The 26,121-nt window shown below is 48.5% G+C and carries 17 protein-coding genes; 13 read left to right on the top strand and 4 right to left on the bottom strand.

Going from position 1 to position 26,121, the window contains the following annotated elements; translation table 11 throughout:
• From NF212_RS09780 to NF212_RS09760, 5 genes are all read left to right on the top strand, one after another.
• Window positions 1-1,386: a M17 family metallopeptidase gene (locus NF212_RS09780; protein ID WP_434355080.1), complete on the top strand. Its 1,386-nt coding sequence runs from the start codon at window positions 1-3 to the stop codon at window positions 1,384-1,386.
• The gene (locus NF212_RS09775; RefSeq protein ID WP_434355078.1) at window positions 1,383-2,474 is read left to right on the top strand and encodes an ABC transporter ATP-binding protein; all 1,092 of its coding nucleotides are present in this window, start codon (window positions 1,383-1,385) and stop codon (window positions 2,472-2,474) included. The genes NF212_RS09780 and NF212_RS09775 overlap by 4 nt, the downstream gene beginning before the upstream one ends.
• Before the next feature lie 587 nt (window positions 2,475-3,061).
• Window positions 3,062-7,651, top strand: a complete 4,590-nt coding sequence (locus NF212_RS09770; RefSeq protein ID WP_434355076.1) for an SslE/AcfD family lipoprotein zinc metalloprotease — start codon at window positions 3,062-3,064, stop codon at window positions 7,649-7,651.
• A 134-nt stretch (window positions 7,652-7,785) separates the two neighbouring features.
• Window positions 7,786-8,955 (top strand): MerR family transcriptional regulator, encoded by a 1,170-nt coding sequence (locus NF212_RS09765; RefSeq protein WP_434355074.1) that lies wholly within the window; start codon window positions 7,786-7,788, stop codon window positions 8,953-8,955.
• A gap of 24 nt (window positions 8,956-8,979) precedes the next feature.
• Window positions 8,980-9,516 (top strand): GNAT family N-acetyltransferase, encoded by a 537-nt coding sequence (locus NF212_RS09760; RefSeq protein ID WP_434355071.1) that lies wholly within the window; start codon window positions 8,980-8,982, stop codon window positions 9,514-9,516.
• A gap of 220 nt (window positions 9,517-9,736) precedes the next feature.
• Here the strand turns inward: NF212_RS09760 and NF212_RS09755 are convergent, their stop codons facing one another.
• The 3 genes from NF212_RS09755 to NF212_RS09745 form a co-directional block, all read right to left on the bottom strand.
• Window positions 9,737-10,039 carry a type II toxin-antitoxin system RelE/ParE family toxin gene (locus NF212_RS09755; RefSeq protein WP_434355069.1) on the bottom strand — a complete coding sequence of 101 codons (303 nt, stop codon included), beginning with the start codon at window positions 10,037-10,039 and terminating at the stop codon, window positions 9,737-9,739.
• Window positions 10,027-10,284 (bottom strand): type II toxin-antitoxin system Phd/YefM family antitoxin, encoded by a 258-nt coding sequence (locus NF212_RS09750; RefSeq protein WP_005448240.1) that lies wholly within the window; start codon window positions 10,282-10,284, stop codon window positions 10,027-10,029. The genes NF212_RS09755 and NF212_RS09750 overlap by 13 nt, the downstream gene beginning before the upstream one ends.
• A 1,030-nt stretch (window positions 10,285-11,314) precedes the next feature.
• Window positions 11,315-11,839: a DUF4823 domain-containing protein gene (locus NF212_RS09745; RefSeq protein ID WP_434355066.1), complete on the bottom strand. Its 525-nt coding sequence runs from the start codon at window positions 11,837-11,839 to the stop codon at window positions 11,315-11,317.
• 382 nt (window positions 11,840-12,221) lie between these two features.
• Between NF212_RS09745 and NF212_RS09740 the strand changes: the two genes are divergently transcribed.
• Window positions 12,222-13,565 (top strand): endonuclease/exonuclease/phosphatase family protein, encoded by a 1,344-nt coding sequence (locus NF212_RS09740; protein WP_434355064.1) that lies wholly within the window; start codon window positions 12,222-12,224, stop codon window positions 13,563-13,565.
• Window positions 13,566-13,671: 106 nt separating this feature from the next.
• Here NF212_RS09740 and malK read toward each other — a convergent pair whose 3' ends face one another.
• Complete coding sequence (malK, locus tag NF212_RS09735; RefSeq protein ID WP_434355062.1) at window positions 13,672-14,781, bottom strand: maltose/maltodextrin ABC transporter ATP-binding protein MalK; 1,110 nt, start codon at window positions 14,779-14,781, stop codon at window positions 13,672-13,674.
• 451 nt (window positions 14,782-15,232) lie between these two features.
• On the opposite strand from malK, the gene malE reads away from it, so the two are divergent.
• The 7 genes from malE to NF212_RS09700 all read left to right on the top strand — a co-directional run bounded on the left by malE (window position 15,233) and on the right by NF212_RS09700 (window position 26,087).
• Window positions 15,233-16,414 (top strand): maltose/maltodextrin ABC transporter substrate-binding protein MalE, encoded by a 1,182-nt coding sequence (malE, locus tag NF212_RS09730; RefSeq protein WP_434355060.1) that lies wholly within the window; start codon window positions 15,233-15,235, stop codon window positions 16,412-16,414.
• Window positions 16,415-16,514: 100 nt separating this feature from the next.
• On the top strand, window positions 16,515-18,089 hold the full coding sequence (gene malF / locus NF212_RS09725) for a maltose ABC transporter permease MalF (RefSeq protein ID WP_434355058.1): 1,575 nt from the start codon (window positions 16,515-16,517) through the stop codon (window positions 18,087-18,089).
• Between the two features lie 12 nt (window positions 18,090-18,101).
• Window positions 18,102-18,992 (top strand): maltose ABC transporter permease MalG, encoded by an 891-nt coding sequence (gene malG / locus NF212_RS09720; RefSeq protein ID WP_434355056.1) that lies wholly within the window; start codon window positions 18,102-18,104, stop codon window positions 18,990-18,992.
• A gap of 69 nt (window positions 18,993-19,061) precedes the next feature.
• Entirely contained in the window at window positions 19,062-20,786 is a 1,725-nt protein-coding gene (locus NF212_RS09715; protein ID WP_434355054.1) for a glycoside hydrolase family 36 protein, read from the top strand.
• 237 nt (window positions 20,787-21,023) lie between these two features.
• On the top strand, window positions 21,024-24,227 hold the full coding sequence (pulA, locus tag NF212_RS09710) for a pullulanase-type alpha-1,6-glucosidase (protein WP_434355052.1): 3,204 nt from the start codon (window positions 21,024-21,026) through the stop codon (window positions 24,225-24,227).
• Between the two features lie 474 nt (window positions 24,228-24,701).
• The gene (locus NF212_RS09705; RefSeq protein WP_434355050.1) at window positions 24,702-25,757 is read left to right on the top strand and encodes a PTS fructose transporter subunit EIIC; all 1,056 of its coding nucleotides are present in this window, start codon (window positions 24,702-24,704) and stop codon (window positions 25,755-25,757) included.
• Between the two features lie 18 nt (window positions 25,758-25,775).
• Entirely contained in the window at window positions 25,776-26,087 is a 312-nt protein-coding gene (locus NF212_RS09700; protein WP_434355048.1) for a PTS fructose-like transporter subunit IIB, read from the top strand.
• Window positions 26,088-26,121: the final 34 nt, after the last annotated feature.

The following is a 26,121-nucleotide window of genomic DNA, read 5'->3' as shown; positions in this document are numbered from 1 at the left end:
ATGTTTTCAATTAGTTATAAGTCGGATTGTTTATCATTGCAATCTGAGGTGTCTGTTCACCTGAAGTTGGGCGCTTCAGATGTTTCAGAATTAAAAAAGATTGAAGGGGAGAGCGGTGTTTGTTTTCGAAAGTCTTCATATTCAGTATCAGATATACAGGATATTGCGTATGAGATTGCGAATAAACATCCATTTAAAAATCTCGAACTGATAATAGATGATTCTGTGTTGGCGTTATTTCCGACTCAGACATGGATTCAATGGCTAGGTTTTGGTTTCTCGTTAGCCGGATACAATTATCATCATTCACCTAGCTGGAAACTGAATCCAACAATAAAAAAGGTTGAAATCACAACCGACAATTTGGCACTAAAAAAGGCGCACTGTCGAGGCATAGCATTGGCACGCGCTCAAGCCTATTCACGCGAATTAATGAACAAACCGGCAAATGTGATTTATCCGGAGACATTCATTTCTGCTGTTAAAGGAATGGATTTGTTGAACGTGAAAATTCACAGCGTGGCAGAAGACCGACTCAGGGAATTGGGATTTGGTGGATTAGTGGGTGTATCGCAGGGTAGCAAGCGTGAAGGGCATCTTTTAGTACTGGATTACCATCCTGACGGCGCGCAGAAAACCATCGTTATTGTAGGAAAAGGTGTCACGTTTGATTCCGGCGGGATAAGCATCAAAAACGCAAAATCCATGAGCACGATGAAATTTGATATGGGAGGTGCAGCCGCTGTCGTCGGGGCAATACATGCCATTTCTGAGTCTCACATGCCCGCTCGCGTAATTGGTTTGTGTGGTTTGGTAGAGAATATGCCGTCGGGTAATGCGTTGCGTCCAGGAGATGTTGTCACCATGCTTTCCGGTAAAAGTGTCGAGATTATTTCAACGGATGCGGAAGGGCGAATGGTGCTTGCGGATGTGCTTCACTATGCGCAGCAAACGTATCAACCGGATTATTTGATTGATATGGCGACATTGACAGGCGGAGCCGGTATCGCTTTAGGAAAGGGCTATTCCGCGCTAATGGGTACAGATGAAGGTTTTAAGGAGTTAGCGAGAATTGCCGGGGAAGCCTGCGGTGAACCTGTGTGGCCAATGCCAATTGGCGGTTGGTTTGAAACGGCTTTGGAAAGTGACTATGCCGATCTGCAGCATGGCAGTGAGGATCCGCATGGCAGCCCCTGTGTCGCAGCAACTTTCTTAAATCATTTTGTTCAAAACGGGCAGAAGTGGATTCACTTGGATACCGCTGCGATGTCCACAAAGATGCCTCACCGACGCATTTATGAAAAAGGGGCGACGGGGTATGGCGCGCTTTTACTTACACAAATTTGTCAGGAAATAGTTAACTCTCAGGAAGAGGGGTCATTATGAGTTACGTTCAGCTCAAAAATCTTCGGAAAACGTATAAACAAAATAACTACGAAGCGATTAAGAATGCTACGGTGGATATTGAAAAAGGTGAATTCGTTATTCTCCTTGGCCCCTCTGGTTGTGGGAAATCAACGTTGTTACGCATGGTTGCCGGTCTTGAAAAAATTACTGATGGCGATTTAATTATCGATCAACGCCGGGTCAATGATGAGTTACCAAAAGATCGAGACATAGCGATGGTATTCCAAAGCTATGCACTGTATCCGCATATGACGGTATACGAGAACATGGCTTTGTCATTGCGCATAAGAAAAATGCATAAAGCGGAAATTGATGAAACCGTCCGCAATATTGCTGCCATGCTTAATCTCACCAATTTCTTGCAGTCGAAACCAGGGCAATTATCTGGAGGTCAACGACAGCGAGTTGCTTTGGGTCGTGCTATCGTCCGCCGACCCAAGCTTTTTTTATTCGATGAACCATTATCCAACCTTGATGCAAAACTGCGCAGTAAAATGAGGCAGGAGATCTCAGCGCTTCACAAAGAGGTGAATGCCACCATTTTGTATGTGACGCATGATCAGGTTGAAGCCATGACCATGGGAAACAAAGTGGTTGTTTTGGACCAAGGAGTGGTTCAACAAATTGGCAGCCCTAAAGACTTGTACGAAAATCCAACGAATAAATTTGTGGCAGGTTTTATAGGGTCACCTGTTATAAACTTCATTGAAGTGAATGTTGAGATTAATACCAATAAAGCCATTATCCATTCAAAGCCCGACTTTTCCCTTGAAATACCATTATCTTCATACCCCAAACTGGCCGAATACCATGGTCGAAAAGTCTGTCTTGGTATTCGCCCTGAGGATTTGAAGATTGTTGATACCGAGAGTCAGCAAGGTTTTAGTGGTTCGTTCGATTACGTCGAATATCTTGGTGCAGAGTGCAATATTTTGATGCGTCTCAGATCTGGCCAAACGTTGATGCTCCGTACTCACAACAGCCAAAAAACGGAAGGTTCAGTGAGCGTACTCCCGAGTCTGGAAAGATTGCATTTCTTCGATGTTGAGACCGAACAGCGGATTTAAAATAAGGGCAGTATGGTAATCATTCTCTACGCCAATTCCGAAGGGTTTCCAGATGTTGAAGTGTCAGCGCAAAAATTGATGCAAAGGAGGGGATGGTTGCGCGCAATCACTGAAGGAATATAGTGCGTGGAGGCTGACCCAAAAATTCGGAAGGTTGGTTACGGCAGGTGGCCCGGTGTGCCACTTGCTGTTTTGTCTAACAATGAAACAGATTAGGGGGAGCTTAGGGGATAACTGATTCATAGGGACGGTATGGCTAATCCTGAGTTGCTGGAGGTTGAGTTGATTTCAACATATTTTGTGTATTTGACGATTGAGTACCACAGAATCCAAGAAAATTAATTATATTTGATTAATTTTTAATCTCGGATATCCATTTAATGGCGCCAATAAAATGGCAAAATAACTCACATGAATAATTTAGTCGTAAAATTCAACCTGCAAAGATATTAGAAAGGATTTTGTTGCTTATCATCTAGATATTTAGATTGACTTGTAGTCATCTGCAAGTAAATTCAGAAAGGTTTAATGTAATCACTTTTAATCCGCTGTATTAATAACTTCGGATTTTAGCCTTCTGGATAACTATGAAAATAAAACTTATCGCTTTGGTTATTGCCGGGCTCCTGGCCGGCTGTAACGATGACTCTCCAACGCTGCCTTTGGACCCTTCAATTCCAACAAATCCAGACGTTTCTGATCCCAATGCCGGCGAGGGAGAGCTCCCGGATATCGGTGTCCCTGACCCAATCATTCCTGCGGCTCTTTCTTTAGACGGACATATTAATTTTGGTGCTTCAGTAATCTGTAATGGTGAACCGGCTAACCAATTTAATGTTGAACAAAAAGGCGACGTTTCATGCTCAATTAATGGAATGAATATCGCAACTTTTAATGCTCCGTTTGAGGCTGATTCCAATATTAAACGTGCCGTTAATATAGAAACGTTGTTAATTAAAAATGCCGAAGAGTATAAAAACTCACCCAATAAAGCAGAGAACGTACAAACTCTGATTAAAAATATGGGTGTCATTCAGGGAAAAACGGTTGAGTTAGAATTTGCCAACACCCGGGATGAGCTGACTTTTGAAAACTACTTAACGTCAAGCCTTGATATGAAGCCTGATGATTTCAAGGTGCTGATCACTGAAAAGGTCAGTAATGATAATCAGGCTGACAAAGTACCTACTACCCATGTGCCAGACATCGAACCTGCGGTAACCCCAGGTGCGTCAAGCGATCTTAACCAGAGTTTTGTTTCCGCCAACGCTGAATCTGCGCTTGAGTACAAACCCACAGAGGTGATTTTAGCTACCGGAAAGCTGGTAGACAGCCAGGGCCGCCCGGTTAACGGTATTGCCTATTTCAGTAAGAACAGCCGTGGTGTGACAGGCTTTAAGGACGGGCAACCTGCAGATGACGGTACCTTCGAGTTTTCGTGGGGGGATGTTGTAAGTTTTGGTATTGAAACCTTTGAGCTGGGCGAAGTGCGTGGCAACAAGAATGAATTCAAACTGACAGATCTCGGTGCAGGCAATGAAGGGATGAATGCCGAGAAGCTCGTTCTGCGCTACTCAATTGATAACGGAACGACGTTGAGCCTGAAAGAAAAAGCGACGCAGATTTTTGCCCAATACCCAAACGTGGTCAACGAAGCCATTTCTCTTTCATTGTCGAGCGAAAATACCTTGCTTGAAACCGGTGGTGGCCAAACGCAGGTTGTCCCTGGTGAATTTACTGCTCAATTTAATCAGGGTTTGGCTGCCGAAATTGATCAGGCTATCGGCACATCAAATGAAGTTCAGTTTGCCTTTGTAATGCCACGAGAGGTTTCTGCGATTGATCCCGAATCCAGCCGGATCCAGGCTGATGTAAAGCGTCTGTGGGGTGCAACATCTGAGGCCGGGTGGGAGCCGGTTGAACGCTTCCATATCTTCCATGACAGCACAAACTTCTATGGCAGTACCGGTAGTGCCCGTGGGCAGGCTGCTGTAAATATTGCTAATACTGCTTTCCCTGTCATGATGGCGCGCAATGACAAAAACTACTGGATTGATTTCGGTAAGCCAAAAGCCTGGGATAAAAACGGCAACGCTTATATTACTGAAGCACCTTCGAAAGTTGTTCCGGACAACGTAGGCGGTGACACCGCAACCTTTAACCTGCCGTTTATCAGCGTAGGAGAACTCGGTAAAGGCAAGGTGATGGTAATGGGCAATGCCCGTTACAACAGCGTGCTTGTCTGTCCTAACGGTTACAGCTGGAACGGCTGGGTTGACAGCAATTCCAGTGTCTGTGGTCAGGGAAATGACAGTGCTGATATGGGTAACTTTTTCAAAAACGTTATCCGTTACCTGACCAATAAAGAGCCGGGTACGATTTCTGTCGCTACCAACATTCCTAAGGTCTATTTCAAGCGGCATGGCCAGGTAATGGGAAGCTCAGCCGACTATGTGCTGGATAAGGGTTTTGCGAGTGATACTCAACAACTTTCTAATTTTTCAGGCCTGGATCCTGCGAGTACCCCATTGGCAATCGTAAACGGCTTTGAGTATCGAGGAAATGTAGGCCTGAACGGCCCTTATGACTACCCAATGCGAGCGAACGCCGAGCATCCTAAACTGTCACAGCAAGATGTTACGGATCTTATCTCCTACGTTGAAAAGGGGGGGAGCGTATTGGTGATGGAGAGCATCATGGAGCAGGCTGACGCCGGTGAAATGACGCGACTCTTGGACAGCGCGGGTATCGCGTTCGGTATGGGCGGCTCGGTCGTTGCTAACGGTAACGGCCCTTCCGGTGGATACCCTGACCGGGTGCGTAACCAGCGCCAGTACGGAATCTGGGTATTGGAACGTTATTCGGCCGTTGATGGTGGGGAAGGAGAAAAGCCGTCTTTACCTTACATCATTAACGAAGACGGCACAGTTGACTGGAAGTATATTCTGGAAGACAAGCCGGATGACCAGCCAAAGCTGGAAATGGCCAAATGGATTGAAAAGGATGCAGATGGCAATCCGGTGACGGACAAGGACGGCAACCCGGTTACACATGTGGCCTTTATTGACGAAGCCCAATTCGCAATAAAGGACGATAGAGGAAATATTCTGGAAGATGGCGAAGGTAAACCGGTTCTGGATGTAAAATCTCTGGAGAAAGAAAAGGCTCGGATTCTTGATGCGTTTGTTAATTCACAAGGGGGGCGTGCCTATGGGCTCTGCACCAAACCGGACTTCCACTATGAAGTGAATTGCCTTGAATACCGTCCGGGTAACGGCATTCCAGTTACCGGTGGCATGTTCGTACCTGCTTACACTGAGTTGAAGCTTGGTGAAGCCGAGGCGAAATCCATGGTGGCTGCGGCAAACCTGGGCACAAATATCGAAGCCCTTTACCAGCACGAACGTTACTTCCGTACCAAAGGCAAGCAGGGCGAGCGCTTGAACAGCGTTGACCTGAACCGTATTTACCAGAATATGACCGTGTGGCTTTGGAACGATCTGGACTACCGCTATGAAGCCGGAGCAGATGATGAACTGGGCTTTAAGCGATTTACCCAGTTCCTGAACTGCTATACCAACGACCAGGCAGGAGGGAATACTTATTGCTCAGAGGAACTGAAGGATCAATTGGCTTCTCTGAATATGGTTTATCGTAATGATAAGTTCACAGATGCCGGGGTGATGAACCCAAACTATCCTCTGAACTATATGGAAAAACCGCTGACCCGCCTGATGCTGGGGCGTTCGTTCTGGGATTTGGATATCAAGGTTGATATCCGCCAGTTCCCAGGTGAACCAACATCCGGTGCCGGTGGCGGTACAGTTACATTGGATATGAGCAACAAAACAACCGCATGGTTTGCAAGTAACCGCCAGCCAACAGGGCAATGGGCACAGGCACATGTGCCGTTTACCGTATCGGTATCCGGTGAACAGAGCCCGGTTACCATTACCGTTGCGCTGGCTGATGACCTGACTGGACGTGAAAAACATGAACTGGGCTTGCAGCGTCCACCGCGAATGAGCAAGTCATTTGTGATTGGGGGCGGTAGTCCAAGTACAGAAACGTTTACCGTACCTTATGGCGGCCTCGTCTATGCGCAGGGTGGTAACAGCGATAATGTCCAACTGACGTTCAGTGATACATTGGATGCACCGTTGTATATCAACGGCGAATGGAAAAACGACCTTAACGCCCCTGCGCCAATAGGGGAAGTGGTTTCAAAAACCTTTGTCTTTACTGCGCCGAAAGCGAACCTGAGAGCAGAAGGGTACAAAGGTGGCATCTTCAAATTTGCAAAAGATCTAGACCAGTTTTCTTCTGATTTGAATGATTTCTATGCCCGTGACGAAGGTGTTGACGGTGGTGCAAACCGTAAGGCTACCGGCTCAACTAACCCAAACAGCAGACATCACTTTGTTAACGATGTGGTAATCAGTATTGGTGCAGCCCACTCCGGTTACCCGGTAATGAATGCAAGCTTCAATGCACAGAGTAACCAGCTCAATACCAATCCGCTGAACAGTTGGCTGTTGTGGCATGAGGTAGGCCACAATGCCGCCGAGGCACCGTTCAATGTTGACGGCGCGACGGAAGTGGTGAACAACCTGTTGGCGCTCTATATGCAGGATCTTCACCACGGCAAGATGTCCCGTGTTGAGCAGGATATCCGTATTGCACCGGAATTCGTCAAAGCTGAAGCGGGTCATGCCTGGGGTGCTGGCGGGGCGGGGGAACGTCTGGTCATGTTCGCCCAGCTGAAAGAGTGGGCGGAAACTGAGTTTGATATCGGACATTGGTATACGAACGATATCCCGGCTTACTACTCTGACGTTGAAGGCGTGAAAGGCTGGAACCTGTTTAAGTTGATGCACCGACTTAGTCGTAATGATAACGACGGTCAGTTCACACTTAAGGGAGATAACCAGTGCCGGGCAACCGGGTTGGGTAAAAGTGATATGTTGATGCTGTGTGCATCCTACGCTTCCCAGACTGACTTGTCTGAGTTCTTCCAGGCATGGAACCCTGGCACGAAAGCCTACGTATATCCGGGGGATCCGGTGCCGCACTATGAGGGTGGCATTACTGCTGAGGGTTTAAATCGCGTTAAAGCACTTAACCTGCCGAAGCCAACCCGAAACCCTCTGACGATAAATAGCATTACTGTCAGATAATAAGTTTCCATAGAACTTGATTCTGGAGAGAGCCCGCGAGGCTCTCTTTTTTTTGTTTTTATCTGTTGACCTGTCTATTGCTTTATAGTTTAGAGTGCGCATCTCATTGGCTGAATCAGCCACAAAGGAAAACTATGTACCGAATTTCTGAATTGGCAGATCGTGTCGGGTTGTCCCGGACGGCTCTGCTGTATTACGAAAAACTGGGCCTTATTGAAGGGCAAAGGCAGGGTAACGGGTACCGGGCTTATAGCGAGCGAGACGTTCAGCGTGTGAAGTTGATTCAACAGCTTCAGGCCGGTGGGTTAACGCTCAAAGAATGCCTGGCCTGTCTGGATGCCAAAGTAGACCGTTCGCTGCTTCTTAACAGGTTAGGACAGTTGGATGAAGAGATTGCCAGAAAACAGCAGGCACGAGAGCTATTGGCTGCATTGTTAGGTGAGTCCGGGCTGAGAGACTGGCACGAATCACTTGATAAAGTTGCCCCGGACGCGCACCTGGAATGGTTGATTCGGCAAGGCTTTGACGAAAAGCAGGCTTTGCATTTGAAATGGTTGTCAAAAGACATGAATACGCACGAACAGTATATGGCCGACTTTATGCGGGTGTTCAATGGACTGGAACGCTGGGGGCCGGGTTCTGAAGACGAAACACTGAGGGCATTGGAAGCCATTCCTTTCAAGCCAAAACGTATTCTGGAAATTGGGTGCGGTAATGGTATTGCAACCAGTGTATTGGCCGAACATACCGAAGCTGATATTACCGCCGTTGATACGGAGCAACCGGCGCTGGACAGGCTCTCGCAAAAGGCGTCGAAATTGGGCTTTGGTGAGCGTATCAAACCTGTCAATGCCTGCATGACGGATCTGCCATTTGAAGCTGACAGCTTCGATGTTGTCTGGGCCGAGGGTTGTGCTTACATCATGGGGATCGCCAATGCGTTCGAAAGCTGGTGCAAGCTACTCTCCAAAGGTGGCGTTTTGGTTCTCAGCGATATGGTTTGGCTGTCTGAAAAACCGAATGAAGAGGCCAAAGCGTTCTTCCAACGGGAATACCCGGATATGACGTCGGTTGACAAACGGCTGAAACAAGCAAATTCCGCCGGCTACGAGGTCGTAGAGCATTTTTCTCTGAGCCACGATGCATGGGATGCCTACTACACGCCACTGGAAGAAAAAGTGGAAGCACTTAAACCGGAAGTGACGCAATCAACGGCTATTTCCGATTTAGAAACTGAACTGAATGTTTATCACAAGCATCTTGGAGATTTTGGCTACCAGGTGTTCGTGCTGAAGAAAATCTGACTTAAAACGAAAAAGACAAAATCAATGAAACTGAAAACGTACCATCCTGACCAAAATGAAGAGATCAAAGCGCTGTTTACCAAAACTTTTTCTGACTCAGAAGGGGAAGCGGAAGGCGCGGTAATCGGCGAGTTGGCTAATGAACTGCTGACTACCACTAACAGCAAAGACCTGCGCGGATTTGTGGCAATGGAAGAAAACAAGATTATCGGCAGTATTCTATTTACCACATTGACCTTTGAAAACGGCCCGTCTGCATTTTTGCTTTCTCCGGTTGCCGTCCATACCGATTATCAGAAACAGGGCATCGGCCAGAAACTGATTCAATTCGGATTGGAGGCGCTCAAGGAAGAAGGCGTAGAGTTGGCGTTCACCTATGGCGATCCCGATTACTACTCGCGTGTTGGCTTCCAACAGATATCAGAAGAGGTAGCAAAAGCACCTTTGGTTCTTTCATATCCGCATGGTTGGTTGTGCCAGACGTTAAGCGGTGCAGAAATTACTGCAATTCCGGGTGAGTCGTACTGTGTGTCTGCGTTGAACAAGCAGGCGTACTGGTAATCTGCTGCCGGTCTTGATCGATTTGGTTTTAGTGAAGCGGGGAGTTTCCCCGCTTATGGCTGTTGTTTCCATGAACGTCGATTTTGTTGTCCGAGAGCACCCTACCTCCAAAAATCCTATTTCAGTCGGAAACACACCTTAATGACTACGTTGATACTTCGTCAGTTTCTTTGGGTGTGTGTCCTTGTAGTACCGCTTGTTAGCCGCTCATTCCAAATGGTTATCGCTTACTCAACAGAAAGTTACGTAATTCTCTCTCTGCACGCATAACAAACAGAATAAACACTTTGTCACCGTCTTGCTTATAGAAAACACGACATGGATTAACTACCACTTCACGATAATTTAAATGTTCTAGTTCGGGTGGTATACGACCTGATTCTGGGAAAATTTGTAGACGTTCGACTTTGGAGAAGACCGTTTGCACTAATTGCTTTGCAGCCACGATATTTTCAAGTGCGACATATTCAGCAATATCGTTGAGGTCAGATAACGCTGGCTCAGTCCAGATTATTTCAGCCATTTTGACATTTTGTCCTTGGCTTCATCATGACTTACCACTTTACCGTCAGCTAGTGCGCGTTCACCTCGTGCAATACCCTCAAGAATAGCCAAACGATTTTGCATAAACTCGTAGTCATCAACATCAACTAGATACGCGGACGGCTTACCATGCTCGGTAATTAACACTGGTTCTTTGGTGTCGTGGAGATCGGCGAGGATCTTGGTTGCTTGACGTTTAAGTGATGTAACTAGTTCTACTTTCATGAGAGCGGCTCCAAAGGAATACTAAAGTGATACTATTCTATCACTTTGAGTGTAGCAAGCCCCATCATGGCTAACGCTTTGCTAAGCGGCAATAAAATAGTTGGCTAAGATTAGAGTTGCTAATGTGTGTGTCCTTGTAGCTCAGCACTATTGCTTATTGACCGGAAAAGGGCTCATATGCGTTAGGCTAATTCAGTTTTTCCTTAGTTTTTTCAAGGCAACTTTTCCTTTGTCATATAAATAGTTGAGTGCGAGATAAACCGTTACGTACAGCGAAAAGTCGAATAAAGCCAATTTATAGTTCAACGGATCTGAAATGATATTATAGGTTACGCCTATTTGAGCCCCTATGTACTTTGCGACAAAAACTGTGGTGAGAAAAATTACTATGTTCAAAAGTTTTACTTTTATGTTCATCTGTTCCACAAAGAAACGCGCGTCTCACACAACGTGAGACACAGAGATAATAAAGTGTGGCGTCAAGGCTGATTTGATATTTACGGGCAACGGTCATGGCGATAAGCATTCACTCAATCAATGCAATGAGCCTAACTGATTTCCTGGATACCGTAATGTCGGTCTGGTTATTTTTCGAGCTAGAACAACAGACATTGAAAATGAGGAATTTCTCAGTTGCTAAGGGTGTGTGTCCCTATAGCACCTCCTTGCTTTGATTAGCCGCCCCATTGTTGCGCACCAAGCGAACAACAAAGTTGCTTACACCCAATCTGAGCCTGAAGATAACTGGAAAACAACTGTTTACCCCTCTTTTTGAATAGTGCCAGCCTGGGTTAACCGATGAATGTCGTGGGGGACGCCTAGTCTGGCCCTGTTACTTGATTAGCAGGCAGCGGTAAGACCGCAGTAAGAGACCCTCTATATGTGTTTGCCGTAAGCAATGACTTAATGGTGGAAATGACAAAACGAAGTAGACAGCTTTGTTGTCCGAAAGCATTGGCTGCTTACGCAGCCAAAAGAATACTATTGCTTATTGACCGGAGAAGGGCTCATATGTGTTATGCCCGTTCTCTTAGAGCAGACTAGACATGAACTCTTTCGTAGGTTCAGGCAATAAATCTTGTGGTTTATCCCCACCAAAAGTAGCTAACCCACTTTTACCGTCAATAATTCCAGATTTAATTACAGAACCAGATTTAACGTCGACAACAACTATCTTAACTTTCACTTTGTCAGCCTTAGCTGACCATTCTGTGGCTCTATCTTCCCAATGCAAAATTGTCGGATACACTAAATAGTCAAACTTGCGTGAAGCAGCGAAGTTTAATGCTGTATTGTAATCTTCTGGTCTTTGAGCTATAACAACGTTGTTGAGAGTTATGATCAATTCACCTTTGACTGCTTGGCTAACCATTCGTCCAGAACCAGAGTAATAATGATTTCCGTACTGCCCATCCTGAGACAATGCAATATAAACAGCATTACCAGGGCTCAACTTCACATTACTGTCTGCCTGAGTGACTTTCAAAGAATGAGAATCTGCACAGCCTACGATTGCCGATAATGCGGCAATTAATAAGATCATTCGTTTTTTCATTTTTACTTCCTATAACCAACATCAACACAAATGATAGTCAAAATATAGACTTAGGGCATAACAATTTAATAGAAAGCACCGCGTCCGTTTTTCTGCTGAAATCTTGTCGTATAGTTTCGTAACGGGTCACTTCACTTGCGTGCCTTATCTAATATAATCAATATGATACAGCAGAAAACGAATAGTGAGCAATCCTGTTTCCGTACAGTTTTCTGTTGGCCCAATCGACCCACTTCCCACTTTCCTTCACCCACTCTTAAAACTCATCTAGTAGCCTGACCTGACTGCATCCTAAAGTTCATGGTGCAGGTTTCCAAATGGCTGCCATGTCGGCGGTCTGTGTGCTTTTCATGTATTATCCCAACAACAAAAGGAATCTCTAATGAAGGTACTCAAAATGGGTTTGGTGCTGGCGCTCAGTGTGCTGGCGCTGGTGGGGTGTAAAGACGGCAGGGTGAAAATGGCATCGTTCAACCTTTCGTTTGACCGCTCCACGTTCGAGCAGTTGGCTGACGAAATGCAGACCCCGCCGGGTAAGCAGAAAAAACTGGTGCGGGCGTATATGGATGATAAAGATGCCATGGCCCCGGAAGACCGGACTAAAGCGGAAAAGATCATCCAAATTCGCAATATGGCGGCGATTATCCAGGCCAACCGGCCGGATGTGATTATGATGGGTGAGTTTAACAATGACGGCACAGGTTCAAACCTGAGCGCGCTGAAAGGCTTCAAAAAACACTATCTGGCACATGGCCAGAGCCTGAACAGCATTGATGGCGGTGACAAACTCAAACCTATCCATTTTCCCTACATCGAAAGCTTTCCGACAAATACCGGCCTGAACAGTGGGCTGGATCTGGATAATGACGGGCTGACAGGCCAGCTTCCCGGTGATGCATGGGGATTTGGTTTCTATCACGGGCAATATGCCTTTGCGGTGATGTCCAAACATAAAATCCTCAAAAAGAAGGTGCGAACCTTTCAGCATTTTAAGTGGAAAGACTTGCCCACGGCAGATATCCCGACTATCACAAACTGCAATGACCCGCACAATCCGATCCCGGATGGCATGAGCTGTGGGGATAACTGGTACACCGATGGCGAATGGAACCAGGTAAGGCTTTCATCAAAAAACCATGCGGATGTACCGGTAGTGATTGATACCTTCTGGGGAAAGCGCACAGTGCATTTGCTGCTTTCACACCCGACGCCACCGGTTTTCGATACGGTGACGCAAAATAACAAACTGCGGAACCGGGATGAAATCCAGTTCTGGATTGATTACATCCAGGGTGCGGATTACTTCTATGACGACAACGGCAATACTGGCGGGCTGGAAGCTGGTGCAAATTTCGTGGTGATGGGGGATTTGAATGCCGATCCGCTTGAAGGGGATGGATTCCGTGACACTATCGCGAATCTGCTGACCTTACCGGAAGTGAATACTGCATCAACGGTGGGTGAACTTGTTCCGGTCAGTAATGGTGCGCTGGAAGAGGGTTTTGCCGGGCAGTATCCGGATCGTGCCACCAGTACATTCGGCCTGCGGGTGGATCATGTTATTCCCTCACAAAACCTGCATGTTACGGCATCCGGGGTGTATTGGCCGGCAACCGGTGAGCCGGGGCGTTTGTTGATGAACGATGACCGGGTCGGGCAGTTTGGTGACGGCAAGGATATCTCTTCTGACCACCGGATGGTGTGGAATGAAATGTTCGTGAAGTAGTCCAGAATACGGCAGCAAAAAAAAGCCCACCAAAATGTTGGTGGGCAAAACCTTTTAAGGGTATTAGGGGGAATATGGAGGAACTCGCTAACTTCTTTGCTTGCTGTTAAACACCGGTTTCTTTGTACAGGCGCTGACAGGCTTCACCGCTGCTGTGGAACAGGTGGCAACGGTTTGCAGGGATTCCAACCGGGAAGGTGGTGCCTGCGTCAATGTCCAGTGTATCCGGGCGACGGTAGATGAAATCGGCATCTACTTCTTTGAGCTTCAGGTAAACCTGTGTCTCGTAACCCAGCTTTTCAACAACCTGAACGTCGCCGTCTACATAGGCATCGCCTTCTTCTTTGGCGAGCAGGTGTTCAGGACGGATGCCCAGGGACATACGAGCGCCTTTTTCAACGGTTGTTCCGTCTACAGGCAGCCACATGGTCTGGCCGTTTGCCAGTTGCACCATCACGCGTTCTTTCTCGACGTCTTCAACCTGCACGCTCATAAAGTTCATCTTCGGAGAACCGATAAATCCGGCCACGAAACGGTTCTTCGGATAGTGGTACAGTTCGAGCGGCTTGCCGACCTGGGAAACAAAACCTTTGTCCAGAACAACAATCTTCTGGGCCATGGTCATCGCTTCAACCTGGTCGTGTGTTACATAAATCATGGTGCAGCCAAGTTGCTTGTGCAGTTTGGCAATTTCGATACGCATCTGGACACGCAGGGCAGCATCCAGGTTGGAAAGTGGTTCATCCAGCAGGAAAACCTTTGGCTGTGACACCAGGGTACGGCCGATAGCAACGCGCTGGCGCTGACCACCGGACAGGGCCTTAGGCTTGCGCTCGAGCAGGTGGCCGAGTTGCAGGATGTTGGCGGCGTTCTCTACGCGGCGTTTTACTTCTGCTTTGTCAGCCTTGGCGAGCTTGAGGCCGAATGACATGTTGTCATAGAGGTTCAGGTGAGGGTAAAGGGCATAAGACTGGAACACCATACCCACGCCACGCTCTGATGGCGGAACTTCATTCATGCGTTCGCCGCCAATGAACAGATCACCGGAGGTGATGTCTTCTAAACCCGCGATACAACGCAGCAGAGTGGATTTACCACAGCCCGACGGGCCAACAAACACCACAAATTCACCTTCTGCGATATCCAGGTCAACGTCCTTGGATATCAGGTTGTCACCGTAGGCTTTACAGACGTTTCGTAAGGTTACGCTCGCCATTGCGTTCTTTCCTCTAAGTTGTTATCGCCGGTTGCCAACTCGCTGCAGGCAACCGGCCTGTATTCTTTCCTGAAAAGAGCTGACTCTTTCCGCAGTGGTCATGTTGCCATTCTGCTTAATCGAACTGGTTTGATCATCCTCCTTATAAAGGGGATTAGTGGGGGATGAGGGGGGATGAGTGCACCCGTCACACTTTTGAACTAACTAGGCTGATGTCGAATTTTATTGGCATTACCATGTGCGACGCATCACATCATATGCACATTTTGTGATCTGGGTAACGCATAGTGCGAGAGCTGGATCATGTTTTTCACCTGAGGTAGTCGGGGGCGTAGTCCAAAGGATGATCTCATTCCCATAGGGCTGCGGGAAGATGACACTGTTACTTCAGGTTTGACAGGCCGAACAATCGCCGGCCTGAATTCGATAACAATCAGAAAGGACGTTAAAGATGAAGAAAGTTCTCACCAGTGTTGCACTTTGTACCTTAGCAGCGCTTGCATCAGCCAACGCCACCGCGGCCATCGAGGAAGGCCAGCTCACCATCTGGATTAACGGTGACAAAGGTTACAACGGTCTGGCGGAACTGGGTAAAAAGTTCGAAGAAGATATGGGTGTACCTGTTACGGTTGCTTTCCCTGATGATCTGGCAAACAAATTCGCTCAGGTAGCAGCATCCGGTGATGGTCCGGATATTGTTTTCTGGGCACACGACCGTTTTGGCGGTTACGCACAGGCGGGCCTGCTGGCTGAGATCAAACCTTCGGCTGAGCTGAAAGACAACGTTGTCGATTTCGCGTGGGACGCAGTGAAGTATGACGGCAAATATGTCGGTTACCCTATCGCGGTAGAAGCACTCTCTCTCATCTACAACAAAGATCTGGTGCCTAACCCGCCAAAGAACTGGGAAGACGTTGAAGGCCTGGACAAAGAACTGAAAAAGCAGGGCAAGCGCGCCATCATGTGGAACCTGCGCGAACCGTACTTCACCTGGCCGGTTCTGGCTGCTGACGGCGGTTATGCATTCAAGTTTGATGGCCAGAAGTATGATGCCAAGGATATCGGTATCAACAATGACGGTGCCCGCCGTGCCATGAACTTCGTGAAAAGCCTGGTAGACAAGGGCGTTATCTCACCGGATATGGATTACAGCATCTCTGAATCTGAGTTCAACAAGGGCAATGTGGCAATGACCATCAATGGCCCTTGGTCCTGGAGCAACATCGACAAGTCAGGCATTAACTATGGCGTTGCCGTTCTGCCTGAACTGAACGGAAACCCATCCAAGCCATTCGTTGGCATCCTGACTGCCGGTATCAGCTCTGCTTCTCCAAACCGTGACCTGGCTGTTGAGTTCATCGAAAACTACCTGATGAATGACGAAGGCCTGCAGATGGTTGATAACGACAAGCCACTTGGTGCTGTTGCCCTGAAGTCTTTCCAGGACAAGCTGGAAAAAGACAGCCGTATCGCTGCGACAATGGAAAACGCAGAGAAGGGTGAAATCATGCCGAACATCGCGCCAATGCAGGCGTTCTGGTATGCAGAAGGTAACGCAATTCAAAACGTAGTTGACGGCCGCCAGTCTGTTAACGATGCGCTGGATGCCGCTGCCAAGCAAATGCTGAAGTAATACGCACCCTCAGTGGGGAGGGGTACGCCTTCCCTGCTGTTTTAAAACACTTGCCGAACACATTGCCGTCCGTATTGGATTCTGAAAGTAAGGAGCTGGTATGCAGCCAGTGCATGACGCGGGCTTCCTTGAGCCGCAACCAGAAAAAAAGATCTCTCAACATCGCAAGTATATTAAGTGGACCATCCTTTCGCTGATTACTGCGGTTAACGGCTACGCCACCATCCTTATGTATGCCCAGGGTGAAATTGCCTTCGCGCTGCTGACTGTATTCCTGACAGCCCTGGCCGTTTTTATCTTTGGTAGCAACAAAACTTACCCACACCGCTACATCTACCCGGGTATTGCCGGTATGGTGATTTTTGTGGTGTTCCCACTGCTTTATACTGTGGGCCTTGCGTTTACCAACTACAGCGCATCCAACCAGCTCACCATAGAGCGTGCGCAGTCGGTGCTGCTGAGCCGGACTTTCCAGTCAGGTGCCTCGTACGGTTTCGACCTTTATGAATCCACAGACGGTTACCGCATTGTCGTTAAAGACAATGGTACGCTGCTGGAAACTGGCACCTTTACCCTGACCAACATCCCGGTTGCCCCGATGGAACTGGATGTGGTTTCTGTACCGGAAGGCAAAAAAGCCCCAATTAAGACCATTGTGAAAAACCGCGGCGAACTTTCCAAGCTGATGCTTGAAATGCCAAGCGGTGAAGAAATCCGAATGAGTGGGCTGCGCAAATTTGCAGCAGAAGGCCCTCTGTTCACCATGCAGGAAGATGGCTCAACGCTTTACAATAACCGTGAAGAAGCGTTCTACAAGCCAAACATGGAAACCGGTTATTACCAGAAAGTGGATGCTGAAAACCAGTTTGTCGGCAAACCTGTATCACCGGGCTTTGTTGTCGGCGTGGGCATGGACAACTTCCACCGCGTTCTGACGGATGACGGCATCAAAGAACCTTTTATCGGCATCTTTATCTGGACTGTGGTCTTTGCCTTCCTGGCGGTATTCCTGACCCTGGCTGTCGGTATGGTGCTGGCATGTGTCGTTCAATGGGAACCGCTGAAAGGGCAGGGTATCTATCGTGTTCTGCTGATACTGCCTTATGCCGTGCCGTCGTTTATCTCTATCCTGATATTCAAGGGCCTGTTCAACCAGAGCTTCGGTGAAATCAACATGTTCCTGGAAGCCATGTTCGGTATCAAACCGGCGTGGTTCTCAGACCCCGTGATGGCGAGGCTGATGGTAGTGCTCGTGAACACCTGGCTCGGTTTCCCTTACATGATGATCCTGTGTATGGGCCTGCTGAAATCCATCCCTGAAGATCTGTACGAAGCCTCTGCAATCGACGGTGCCGGCCCAATCCAAAACTTCTTCAACATTACACTGCCAATGATGATGAAGCCGCTGACGCCACTGTTGATTGCCAGCTTTGCCTTCAACTTCAATAACTTTGTAATGATTCAGTTGCTGACATCCGGTGGTCCGAATATGGTGAATACCTCAGAGCCTGCCGGTTATACCGACTTGCTGGTGAGCTATACCTACCGTATCGCCTTTGAGGGTGGCGGTGGCCAGGACTTCGGCCTTGCCGGTGCGATTGCGACTCTTATCTTCCTGATGGTGGGTGGTATGGCACTGTTGAACCTGAAATTTACCAAGCTGTCGCAAGATTAAGGAGTGCCCGCGATGCCAATGGTACAACCGAAATCCCTGAAATACCGCGTATGGGCAACCCATGCTGTACTGTGGGTGTTCCTGGCAATGATTCTGTTCCCGTTGCTGATGATTATTGCCATCTCCCTGCGTGAGGGTAACTTTGCAAGCGGTGAACTGATCCCGTCAAACCCGACCCTGGATCACTGGCGACTGGCGCTGGGCTTCCCGGTTCACAATGCTGATGGTTCAATTACACCACCACCGTTCCCTGTCATGCTGTGGCTGTGGAACACTGTGAAAATTGCCGGTATCACCTCGCTGATTATTGTGGCGATGTCGACCACCAGTGCTTATGCGTTTGCCCGTATGCGCTTCCCCGGCAAGAGCACCATCCTGAAAGCGATGATGATCTTCCAGATGTTCCCAGCGGTACTGGCACTGGTTGCCTTGTATGCCTTGTTCGATCGCCTGGGTCAGTACATCCCGTTCCTTGGCCTGAACACGCACGGTGGCCTTATCTTCGCTTACCTCGGCGGTATCGCGATGCACGTATGGACTATCAAGGGATACTTCGAAACCATCGACCCGTCCCTTGAAGAAGCAGCGGCGCTGGACGGCGCGACACCTTGGCAGGCGTTCCGACTGGTACTGCTGCCACTGTCTGTGCCAATCCTGGCAGTAGTGTTCATCCTGTCCTTCATCGGTGTGGTGGCAGAGGTACCAGTAGCTTCCCTGCTGCTGACAGACGTAAACAGTTACACCCTGGCGGTAGGTATGCAGCAATACCTTTACCCTCAGAACTACTTGTGGGGTGACTTTGCAGCGGCTGCGGTTCTTTCAGCCCTGCCAATTACCATCGTCTTCCTGTTGGCCCAGAAGTTCCTAGTCGGTGGCCTGACTTCAGGCGGTGTGAAAGGTTAAATATCAAAAAGAAAGTCCGGGAATTATCCCGGACTTTTTCTTTCCAACGTTAATTTCTGATAAATAAAAATGAACAATAAAACTTGCGAAATACCAACGTATGATTTGATGTCAGAAAACATCAACGGATTAAAGTCAAATAAAAGCATCGCATTCTGTTATTCCTCCGAAGGGAATGAAACGCTTGCCGATTATTTCCCTTTGGCACTGTTTGAAGAAAAACACTGTGAGAATGCCCGGGTAATTGGCGACGGGTTTCAAATGCTCTGCCAGACGGCAGGAACAATAAGCCAGCCAAAAGATATTGGCCGTTGTCCGGATAATAATGAAAGCTACCGGATTTATGGCAACGATGAAAAAAAACGATTTTACAATTACCTGGTCATTGAAGAATCCCACACCTTTACTCTCTATGGCTTTACCTCCTGCCGCCGGTTTGCCGGATTTTTTGAGTTCCATAACGGGCAAGTGATGGCGTTGGTTGACGGTGAGAATATCCCCCTTGATGGAGCGGAGCATCCGCTTGAATCTCTCACGGTTATCAAGGCAGGTACGCTGGATGCGGTATACCGGGAATTTGCTGAAGCCATCGCTGAAAACCACCCCGCAAGGAAACAGGTCTCAGCCGTATCCCCTGTAGGATGGTGCTCATGGTACGCCTACTATGCGGGAGTTTCTGCTGCTGATATTGCCGGTAATGTCAGCGAAATGACCGGTGATTTGAATGATATTGAATGGGTGCTGCTGGATGATGGCTACCAGGCATTTATGGGGGACTGGCTGACACCGTCTGAGCGTTTTGACGGTGGGGTGAAAACAGTTATTGAGGAAATCAAAGCCCGGGGCAAAAAGCCGGCAATCTGGATGGCGCCGTTTATCGCACAGCCGGAATCCGCCGTTTTCCGGGACCATCCTGAATGGTTTGTGAAAGCGTCTGATGGTGAAGTGCTGAAAGCTGAAGATGTGACTTACGGCGGCTGGCGCTGCTTGCCTTGGTTGATGCTGGATACCAGCCAGGAAGCTGTGCGTGACCACCTGACTATGGTAATGAAAACCATGCGTGAGGAGTGGGGTGTTGAGCTGTTTAAGCTGGACGCCAACTACTGGGGGGCTTTGAAGGGCATTCGGGAAGACAGGCAGATCACGGGCATTGAGGCGTACCGCCTTGGCATGGAAGCGATTGCCAAGGGAGCCGGGGATGCATGGCTGTTGGGTTGCAATGCGCCGATGTGGCCATCACTTGGGCTGGTGGATGCCATGCGTGTCTCGGATGATGTTGAGCGTAACCCTCACCGGTTCAGCCAGATTGCCCGAGAGAGCTTTTACCGCAGCTGGCAACACCAACGGCTTTGGCACATTGACCCGGACTGCGTGACTTTGGTAGACATTCCGGGGCAGGAAACTGAGGCAGCCAGCTACCGTTACCACCGTGATGTTGTCGCAGCGGTGGGGGGCTTGTTGCTCTCCGGTGACCCACTGGAACAGGTTTCCGGAGAAGCCCGCAGGACGCTTGATACACTGATTCAAAGAAGCCAAAAGACATCATCCCCTGTTGTTTTCGAGGATATCAGCCTGAATTATGGCAAGGTTTCCCTCGGTGACAGGGAAACACTGCATGGTGCTTTCACGTATCTGGAAAGTCATTGGCTCCCTGTGTCAGTGGAAATGGAATCGGATATTGAATGTGATTGGTTTGATTTCTGGAGTGGCATAAAACTGAATACTGAACCAGAAAAAATATTTAATGTTGAACTGTCAGGAAATAAAACAAGTGCGTTGATTATCTCAAAGTAGATACGCAATTAATGGATTTGATAAAGGTATCGCCCATTTATTTTAATTGGGTGATGCCTTTATTTTATTAAATCACTTGGAGTTTAATAAATATTTTAATTTTGACTGGCTGTCACATTCTGCGTAAAGAAAAGAAAAATTAAATCTGTAAAAATTCATCTGAATAAATACACCAAGGGGCATGGATATCCCGTGCAACTTTTGTCCTTAATATAAAAATCAATTTAAGGTCACATTATGCATTCTTTTAAACTCACCAAACTGGCTGCTGCCATTGCTGTAATGTCGTCTTTTGTTATATCCGGTTGTGGGTCGTCTACCAACCCGGACGATGGTGTTAATGGGGATTTGCCGGAACCGGGTCATGTCCGGGTTTACCTGAACATGGCTGCTGATGATTACCAGGATATGACGCTGCATGTATGGAACAACGACCAGTGTGCCGCATATAACGGTCAGGGAACAGAATGGAACAGTGGGCTGGCGTTCGATGGGATAGACAAGACCTACGGAGCCTATTGGGATCTTCCGTTTCTGGAAGACCCGACCGGGTGCATCAACTTTATTCCTCACCGGGGCGATGATAAGCCGTTGCCTCTGGATGCGAAAGCAGACCTGGAGAAAGCAGCCAAAGCCGGATACCGGGTGTTCACTTTCAAGGGTGACAGCAACCTGTACTATGAACCCCTGGCCGCGCCTCCCGTCAATCTCAAGGGGGCAACTGCCCACTGGGTTGATGGGCAAACTTTGCTTATGCCTGCCGGTGCAAAAAGTGTGGAACTCTATCAATCTGGCTCCGGAAACCTGGCGTTTGACGGCAAGTCAGTTTCTGGATATGACCGGAAAATCGAAGCGTCACCCTCATTAAACCGCAGTTGGGTATCCCGTTTCCCACATCTCTCCTCACTGCGAACCTGGGAGCTGCCACTTCAGGGAGATAATGCCAAGCAATTGTTAAAAGGCCAGCTCTATGCGGTAGCCAAAGATGAAGAGGGGAATATTCTGCAGGCCACCCAGGTGCAGGCAGCGGGTGTGCTGGACAATCTCTATGTGCAAAATGGCACGGCGGCAGACAGCAACTTAACTTATGGCGCACACCCGGTTTCCGGCAGTACGCAGTTTCGCCTCTGGTCTCCGACTGCCCAGTCTGTATCGGTTGTCAATTACGGTAAGGACAAGAACCGGGTAGAAGAACTGCCAATGCAGTTTGATACCGACTCCGGAAGCTGGTTCCTCGATACAAACAAGTTAGGGCATGGAGATTATTATCGTTACAGTGTCACTATTTATCATCCAGCTGTGGATGAAGTACGAACATATGAAGTCACTGACCCGTATTCGCTCAGTCTGGCGATGAATTCTGCTTACAGCCAGGTTGTCGACCTCGACAGTCCTGATTTGAAACCGGCAGGGTGGGATACACTTGCCAGCCCTCACAGTCAGGAAAACCCGGCTGAAATTGTCATCTATGAGTCCCATGTCCGTGATATGTCAGCGCATGATCAAACGGTAACGGCTTCGCACCGGGGCAAATTTGCCGCATTAAGTGAAAAAGCCTCAGTGCCGGTTCAACACCTGACGGCTCTGGCACAAAGCGGTGTAACCCACCTTCACCTGTTACCGGTGTTCGATATTGTCTCGGTAAATGAAGACCCAGACCGTGTCGCTGATATAAACGAGCCGTTCAGTAAGTTGTGCAATGTGAACCCAAGTGTGAAGAGCACTGAGTTCACAGTCCACTGCGCGGGTACAGAGACGATTTCCGAAGTGTTAGAAAACCTGCTTGCAGACGATGGCCCGGAAAGCCCGGAAGTTCAAAAACTGAACCGTCTTGTTTCGGCGACTGACAGTTTCAACTGGGGTTATGACCCTTACCACTACACGGTGCCCGAAGGCTCTTATTCCACCAACCCGGATGGTATGACCCGCATTAAAGAGTTCCGCGAGATGGTGATGAACATCAAGCAGGACATCGGCATGAACGTGGTGATGGATGTGGTGTACAACCACACCAATGCCGTTGGCCCGGATTCAGTCCACTCGGTTTTGGACAAGGTTGTCCCTTGGTATTACCAGCGCCTCAACCCGCAATCCGGCAGCGTGGAAACATCAACCTGCTGCTCAAACACCGCACCTGAAAACGCAATGATGGGCCGATTAATCCGTGATTCGCTGGTGGTTTGGGCGAAAGACTACAAAGTCGATGCGTTCCGGTTTGACCTGATGGGACATCACCCCAAAGCCCAGATCCTTGATGCGCTGGCAGCTGTAAGGGCCGTTGATCCGGATACCTATTTCTATGGCGAGGGCTGGAATTTCGGTGAAGTTGCCAACAACGCGCGGTTTGAACAGGCCATTCAGGCCAATATGGCTGGAACAGGTGTAGGGACGTTCTCTGATCGATTGCGTGATGCCGTCCGTGGTGGTGGCCCGTTTGATGGTGGTGACTGGCTTCGTGCCAACCAGGGATTTGGTAATGGTGCCCTCGCAATGGCCAATGATATGAACAGCGTATCAAGGGAAACCGCGCTGCACGGTACTGATCTGGTTCGATTGGGAATGGCGGGTAACCTAAAGGATTTCATCCTGACTGATTATACCGGCGCCAGAAAACGTGGATCAGAGATAGACTACAACGGCCAGCCTGCAGGCTACGCTGCGGACCCGACAGAGGTGCAAAACTACGTTTCCAAGCACGACAACCAGACTCTGTGGGATAACAACCAGTACAAAATCCCGTACTCGACATCGGTAGCAACCCGTGTCCGGATGCAGGCGGTGTCATTGGCAACAGCGATGTTGGGGCAGGGAGTGCCATTTACCCATCAGGGAGTAGAGTTGTTGCGCTCCAAGTCCATGCAGCGAGACTCCTATGATTCAGGTGACTGGTATAACCGTGTTGATTACTCGCTTCAGGACAATAACTGGGACAAAGGCTTGCCACGGCAGGACAAAGACGGCGGCAACTACGCACTGATCCAGAAAGTGATAGACACCGATGGAACCAACGCCAAACCGGGTAATGCCGAAATAGCAAACATGGTCAGTTATTACAGAGAGCTGGCAGCACTGCGAGCCCATTATCCGTTGTTAACGCTGGGTAAAGGGGAAGAAGTGATCAAGCGAGTCAGCTTCCTTAACACGGGGCCAGGCCAGGTGCCGGGCCTGATTGTCATGGCGATTGACAATGGGACGGCGTCCGGAGCTGATATCGATCCGGCGTTGGATGGATTAGTGGTAGCCATTAATGCGACAAATGATGCTATTCCTTTTAATACCCACGTATCAGGCTTGACTGTCAGCCCTGAGCAAACGACCAATCTGAAAGGGAGTGCGGGTGTAAGTGGTACAACGATTACATTGCCGGCATGGTCCCCGGTGGTGTTTGAGTTGCCAAGAACAACCGTGCGGGGGAACGGTATTCCTGTAACGTCCAACTAAACCACTGGCAAGTTTTTAGACATAACGGTATCCGGTTTTCCGGGTGCCGTTTTTTTGTATGCACCAAAAGTCCAGATGCGTAATGAGTATGGCAATCCCATTCAGAGGTTGGAATCGAAAGAAGACGGATTGTTCAAAGACGTTCGGCTTGCTGCGTGTAAGAGGTAGAACACCTCAATAGCACTTTTGTTGCGCCAACTGGAGAAAAAAGAACAGTCAATTTCAGTAGGTTAAATACTCCGCCAAACGAAAGGGAGAAGCCTGTCACACATTCCTTACCCGGTGAGCGAGACCTGAATCACATCCAAAATCAGTGGTTACAAAACTCCAGTTAATGCCCCAAATATCCCATTTTTTCTGTCCGGATACGGCGGCAGAATCAGCCTCAACAAGCCCCCCGCCAGCAGGCCCTGCCTCTGTAACCCTTGGGCTTGCGGTGAATAACTACATAATCTTTCATTGGAGTGATTAAGGATGAAAAATCAACTCGCTGATTTAAAACGTCACCTGTTGACGGGTACCAGCCACATGCTCCCATTCGTTGTTGCGGGTGGTGTACTGCTGGCTCTGTCAGTCATGCTGAACGGTAAAGGTGCTGTACCTGAAGGTGTATTCCTTGAAGGTCTGTGGGATATGGGTATCGCAGGTTTTACCCTGTTTGTTCCAGTCCTTGGCGGCTACATTGCTTACTCAATCGCTGACCGTCCGGCACTTGCTCCGGGTATGATTGGTGCCTACTTGGCTAACCAGGTACAGGCCGGTTTCCTCGGTGCAATCATTGTGGGCTTTATTGCCGGTTACGTTGTTCTGCAACTGAAGCGCATCCCTCTTTCAAACAAGCTTAAAGCGCTTTCTACCTACTTTATTATCCCAATCGGCGGCACGTTCATCGTATCTGCGCTGGTGGTATGGGTTATCGGCCAGCCAATTGCAGCATTCATGGCATTTATGAACGAAGGCCTGCAATCAATGGCCGGCGCATCTAAAGCGGTATTGGGTGCGGTACTGGGTGGTATGACTGCATTTGATATGGGCGGCCCAATCAACAAGGTTGCGACCCTGTTTGCCCAGACTCAGGTTGGTACCCAGCCTTGGCTGATGGGTGGTGTAGGTGTGGCTATCTGTGTTCCACCACTGGGTATGTTCCTGGCAACACTGCTGTCTCCTAAGCGTTACACCCCTGAAGAGCGTGAAGCCGGCAAAGCGGCAGGCATCATGGGCTGTATCGGTATCACTGAAGGTGCAATCCCGTTTGCAGCTAACGACCCTCTGCGTGTTATCCCGTCAATCGTGGTCGGCGGCATGGTAGGTAACGTTGTCGCCTTCATGTTCAACGTCCTGAACCACGCACCTTGGGGTGGCCTGATTGTTCTGCCAGTCGTAGAAGGCCGTATGTACTACATCATTGCAGTTATCGCTGGTGCAGCAACCACTGCCCTGATGGTAAATGCCCTGAAAAAACCTATCAGCGAGCGCGTTGAAGAAAAACAAGAAACTTCAAACGACGAGCTGGAACTGACATTCGAATAATAAGAACCGGAGTTAAACATGAAAGTATTAGGCGTGACCTCTTGCCCATCTGGCGTAGCACATACATACATGGCTGCTGAAGCGTTGGAACAGGCTGCAAAAGCGAAGGGCTGGGCAGTTAAGATTGAAACCCAGGGCTCTATCGGGATTGAAAATGAAATCGCAATGGGCGAAATCAGTGATGCAGATGTGATTATCCTGACCAAAGACATCGCGATTAAGAAAGAAGAGCGTTTTGCAGGCAAGAAAATCGTACGAATCGGTGTGGCAGATGCAGTGAAAAAAGCCCCACAGATTATGGAAAAAATTGCCGAGCATTTTGCTAAGTAATTTGGAAATCAAATTCACCCCCTAAATAAAGCGA

This window comes from Parasalinivibrio latis (assembly GCF_036825535.1).
Classification (GTDB): Bacteria; Pseudomonadota; Gammaproteobacteria; order Enterobacterales; family Vibrionaceae; genus Parasalinivibrio; species Parasalinivibrio latis.
Note: the sequence above shows the minus strand (reverse complement) of the source record. Positions and strands in the feature narration are given on the sequence as shown.